This is a genomic window from Desulfobacter sp. UBA2225 (assembly GCF_002348205.1).
Lineage (GTDB): Bacteria > Desulfobacterota > Desulfobacteria > Desulfobacterales > Desulfobacteraceae > Desulfobacter > Desulfobacter postgatei.
In genome coordinates this window covers 1-4,918 of sequence record NZ_DDYV01000089.1, presented here as the reverse complement: position 1 = coordinate 4,918, position 4,918 = coordinate 1, and the positions used below count along the sequence as shown (strand labels likewise).

General features: G+C 49.0%; 4 protein-coding genes. All 4 read right to left on the bottom strand.

Annotated elements, in window-relative coordinates; all coding sequences use genetic code 11:
* Positions 1 to 207 precede the first annotated feature (207 nt).
* Positions 208 to 879: a LolA family protein gene (locus B3D59_RS04765; RefSeq protein WP_286818063.1), complete on the bottom strand. Its 672-nt coding sequence runs from the start codon at positions 877 to 879 to the stop codon at positions 208 to 210.
* A gap of 12 nt (positions 880 to 891) precedes the next feature.
* Positions 892 to 2,481, bottom strand: a complete 1,590-nt coding sequence (locus B3D59_RS04760; protein ID WP_286818062.1) for a class I adenylate-forming enzyme family protein — start codon at positions 2,479 to 2,481, stop codon at positions 892 to 894.
* Positions 2,482 to 2,635: 154 nt separating this feature from the next.
* A complete protein-coding gene (dnaK, locus tag B3D59_RS04755) occupies positions 2,636 to 4,549 on the bottom strand; it encodes a molecular chaperone DnaK (RefSeq protein WP_286818061.1) in 1,914 nt (637 codons plus the stop codon).
* 25 nt (positions 4,550 to 4,574) lie between these two features.
* Positions 4,575 to 4,918 (bottom strand): nucleotide exchange factor GrpE (locus B3D59_RS04750; RefSeq protein ID WP_286818060.1); only part of this gene is annotated, 344 nt, incomplete at its 5' end.

Genomic DNA, 4,918 nt, shown 5'->3' with positions numbered 1-4,918 from the left:
GATTCGCTACGTCTTGGATCGGGGCAGACTGGTAATTATGGGCCAGGATAATGGCCTTTTTTGCCTTGGCCAGGTCCCGGATTTTCTGGTGGAGTGTAGAATTTTTAGTCGTCATTTTATTTTAAAACTTCAATAAGTAGTTAAATTACTTTGATGTTTTGTTGTATGTTGAGTCTGGGTGTCGATAGGCCAGGCAGCCCATGGCTGTTAGTCCATTTCGATAATTTCAGTCCCCGGCAGGGGGGTAAATTCAAATATCTGTTCGTCAAAGGTACTGAACTGGATATTGGTAAATATGAATTTGGTGATATCTCCGTAAATATTTTCAGTTTCAACCACAGGAATTTCATACCCTGGAAGATTTACTGTGATACGTATTTTTGCAAGCTCCGGGGTTTCCTTTTTAGGCGTCAGCACAAGCTGTGCAAAGTTTTCTCCCGATTTGCCCGGTTCAACGGTGAAATCTTTCCTGATTTTGCGGATATCTGCCAGAAAAGCGCCGCCGGAGCCGGATTGGAAAAACGGGGCGGCATCTCCGATCATCACCTGGTTTTCTTCGGGACGGTAAATCCACAGATTTTTTCCATTGGTGATGATTTCATGGTTGTCTGAACTGTCGTATGACCATTTCATTTTCCCCGGATGGCTGAACCAGGCCCTGCCTTTGGCAATTTCAGTCACATCCAGGGCGGTCAGGCGGGATGCCTGTTCAAAATCGGCAATAAAGCTTTTGTTGGCGTATTTTGCTTCAATGCCGGAGACGATTTTGGCGGTTTGGGCATCAAGGGACTGGGCCGCATTGCAGGGCACAGTTACCAGTAACATGGAGATAAAAATCGTCATTGCCCATGGGGTAAGACGCCTGAGTATATATTTCATTTTGGTATTCCTTTATTTGAGCAGTAGATCCATGGATTTACGTTTGTCTTCGACATAAATTCTTCGCAGTTTCGGCTTTTCTATTTTACCGGTGGGGTTTCTGGGTACATCGCCGAAAAATATTTTTTTCAGTTGCTTGTACCTGGGAAGCTCGCTCTGGAAATCAAGAACATCCTGTTCGCACATCATGGTATTGGGCTTAAGGCTGATAATTCCGGTAGGGATCTCTCCTAAACGTTCGTCTGGCACACCGATTACCGCAATGTCCCGGATTTTTTCATGTTTGAGAAAGAAATTTTCAATTTCCACAGGAAAAATGTTTTCCCCGCCATAGATGATCACATCCTTTTTGCGGTCCACAAGCCAGATAAATCCGTCTTTGTCGTACCTGGCCATGTCCCCTGTAAACAACCAACCGTCTTTTATGGTTTTGGCAGTGGCTTCGGGGTCTTTGTAGTACTCTTTCATCACCCCGGGGCCTTTGACAATAAGCTCTCCGGTTTCACCAAAGGGCAGTTGGCTGCCCTGCTTGTCTACAATTCGGGCTTGCCATCCATATCCGGGAAGGCCGACGGGGCCGATACGGTCCGCATTTTCCAGGCCTAAATGGACACATCCGGGGCCTGATGATTCGGTTAATCCGTAATTGGTGTCGTAATCCTGACCCGGGAAATGTTTGCGCCAGTTCAGGATCAGGCTTGGGGGCACGGGCTGTGCCCCGATGTGCATGAGGCGCCACTGCGAAAGGTTGTAGTCGGCTGGCTTGATTTGTCCACTGTCAATGGCAATGACAATGTCATGGGCCCAGGGCACAAGCAGCCACACAATGGTGCACTGTTCTTCGGAGACTGCCTCAATGATCCATTCCGACTTGACGCCGTTCAGCAGGACGCATTTTCCCCCCACCAGAAAAGAACCCATCCAGTGCATTTTGGCACCGGTATGGTAAAGGGGCGGGATACACAGGAATACATCATCATGAGTTTGGCTGTGGTGGTCATTTTCCACGTCACATGCATGCATCAACGCCCTGTGGGTGTGCAGAACCGCCTTGGGGGTGCCGGTGGTACCGGAGGTGAAATACAGGGCCGCATCGTCTTCAGGGGTTATTTCCACGTCCGGAGGTGTGAGCCTGTCCGCCTCACAGATAAATTGTTTAAAAGAACAGGCCCAGTCCGGGCAATCGTTTTCCGGCCCTGTATATATCCACAATTCCACAAATTGGGATAATTCCTGCCTGATTTCTTCCAGCCGGACCACAAATTCCGGTCCGAAAATAAAAATCTTGGCTTCTGCGGTTACGGTGCACAAACGGATTTTGTCTGATTCAAACCTGAAATTCAGGGGAACGATCCAGCCCCCGGTATATAATACACCGAAATAGATGGGCAGCCATTCGAGGCAATTGCTCATCAGCTGGACCACTTTATCCCCTTTTTTAACGCCCTTTGCCTGCAGGGCATTGGCTGTCTGAACGCTTTGCCCGTAAAAGTCGGACCAGGTGATCTGTGTTCGCCGGCCTGTGGCCGGGGTTCGTTCAATTAATGCTGCTTTTTCCGGATAAAGAGCGTTGTTCTGCCGGAGGATATCAGTAATGATCATGTATAAATCAGTTTAAATAATTTTTTTAAAGTTAACCTACCCTGTAAATAAAAATCCTGCCGAGTCAATATAGATTACGGCAGGATTATATTCAACATCAAATTCCCGCCCTGAATCAGCAATTATAATTCGGGGCGGGACCTATCGAGCATTGTTATTTATCTTTTTTGACCTCTTCAAAATCCGCATCAACCACATCATCATCGTCACTGGTAGAGCCGGCATCCGTACCGGCGGCTTGTCCGGCCTGGCTGTCTGTCTGCGCCTGCTGGTACATGACTTCGGCCAGCTTGTGGGAGGCCTGGGACAGGGTTTCTATTTTGGCCTTGATATCCTCAAGGTTGTCGGAGTCTTTGGCCTGCTTCAGGGCCTCGGCCGCATCCTCAATGGATTTTCTGGTGGCTTCATCGACTTTGCTCCCGTGTTCTTTCAGGGTTTTTTTGGTTTGGTCCACCAAGGCTTCTGCCTGGTTTTTCGTATCCACCAGTTCTCGTTTCTTTTTATCTTCGTCAGCGTGCAGTTCAGCATCTTTCACCATGCGCTGGATTTCATCCTTGCTTAAGCCGGAGGCTGCGGTAATCTGGATGGACTGCTCCTTGCCTGTGGCCTTGTCTTTCGCAGATACATGAACAATACCGTTGGCATCAATGTCAAAAGTTACCTCAATCTGGGGAACGCCTCTGGGTGCAGGGGGGATGTCGGATAGTTCAAACTGACCCAAGGTCTTATTGTCTGCGGACATCTGTCGTTCGCCCTGGAGTACGTGAATGGAGACGGCCGGCTGGTTGTCGGCTGCCGTGGAAAATACCTGGCTCTTTTTGGTGGGAACGGTAGTGTTCTTTTCGATCAGCCGGGTCATTACGCCGCCAAGGGTCTCAATGCCCAGGGAAAGGGGGGTGACATCCAGCAGAAGCACGTCGTTGACATCACCCTGGAGCACGCCGGCCTGGACTGCGGCACCCATGGCAACCACCTCATCGGGGTTAACACCTTTATGGGGTTTTTTGCCGAATATTTTTTCAACGCGTTCCTGAACCGCAGGCATACGGGTCATGCCGCCAACCAGAACCACCTCATCCACATCGCCGGGTTTCATGTGTGCGTCTTTCAGCGCTGTTTTACAGGGCATTTCCAGTTTGTCCAATAGATCGGATACAAGGGACTCCAGTTTCGCTCTGGTCAGTTTAATATCCAGATGCTTGGGGCCGGATGCGTCCGCTGTAATAAAGGGCAGGTTAATGCTGGTTTCCGTGGAGGTTGATAACTCCATTTTTGCCTTTTCAGCCGCCTCTTTCAACCGCTGAAGCGCCATTTTATCGTTTCTCAGGTCAATGCCCTGGTCTTTTTTGAACTCACTTGCCAGATAATCAATGATCCGCAGGTCAAAGTCTTCGCCGCCCAGGTGCGTATCACCGTGGGTGGATTTTACTTCAAAAACCCCGTCGCCGATTTCAAGGACAGAGACGTCGAATGTACCGCCGCCAAGGTCAAAAACAGCGATTTTTTCCTCACCTTTTTTATCTAGTCCATAGGCCAGGGACGCGGCTGTGGGTTCATTGATAATACGTTTGACTTCCAGGCCTGCGATTTTACCGGCATCCTTGGTCGCCTGACGCTGGCTGTCGTTAAAGTAGGCCGGAACCGTAATAACGGCCTCGGTTACGGCTTCTCCCAGGTAATCCTCGGCAGTTTTCTTGATATTGGCAAGAATAAACGAGGAAATTTCGGCAGGGCTGTACTGCTTGCCCCTGATGTTGATCCGAGTATCGCCGTTGGCGGCTGCCTCTATTATATATGGCAGTATGGGAATGTCATTCTGGATTTCCTTTGAGTTGAATTTCCTGCCGATGAGACGTTTTACACCGAAAATTGTATTTTCCGGGTTTGTTACGGCCTGGCGCTTGGCAGTTTGGCCTACAATACGCTCCCCGCTTTCAGTGACAGCCACAATGGACGGTGTTGTTCTGCCGCCTTCGGCATTGGTAATAATTTTTACCTCTCCACCGGGTTCCATAACCGCGACACATGAATTCGTTGTGCCAAGGTCGATTCCAATAATTTTACCCATAACAATTCCTTTCTAAATATCTTTATTATTCTTCTTCAGTAGGTTCTTGAGTCTGCGTTTCAACTCTTTTTGAGACAACCACCATGGCCGGTCTGAGCAGTCTGTCATGCAGCAGATATCCTTTTTGCAGGACATCGGTGACGGTATTGTCCGGAACATCGTTATTCTGTGCATGGGTGACGGCCTGATGAAAATTGGGGTCAAAGGGTTGATTTTCTGCCTCAACCGGCTTTACACTGAAGGATTCAAACAGCTTGAGGAGTTCTTTGTGCGTCAGTTTTACGCCTTCAAGCAGGCTGGTCTCCTCCAGGGCATCCGTTGCCGAGCCAATGGCCCGCTCAAGGTTATCCACCACTGAGAGAAGCTGTC

Coding starts and splice junctions, on each gene's coding strand:
- dnaK (WP_286818061.1), bottom strand. CDS start 4,549: ATGGGTAAAATTATTGGAATCGACCTTGGCACAACGAATTCATGTGTC.
- B3D59_RS04760 (WP_286818062.1), bottom strand. CDS start 2,481: ATGATCATTACTGATATCCTCCGGCAGAACAACGCTCTTTATCCGGAA.
- B3D59_RS04765 (WP_286818063.1), bottom strand. CDS start 879: ATGAAATATATACTCAGGCGTCTTACCCCATGGGCAATGACGATTTTT.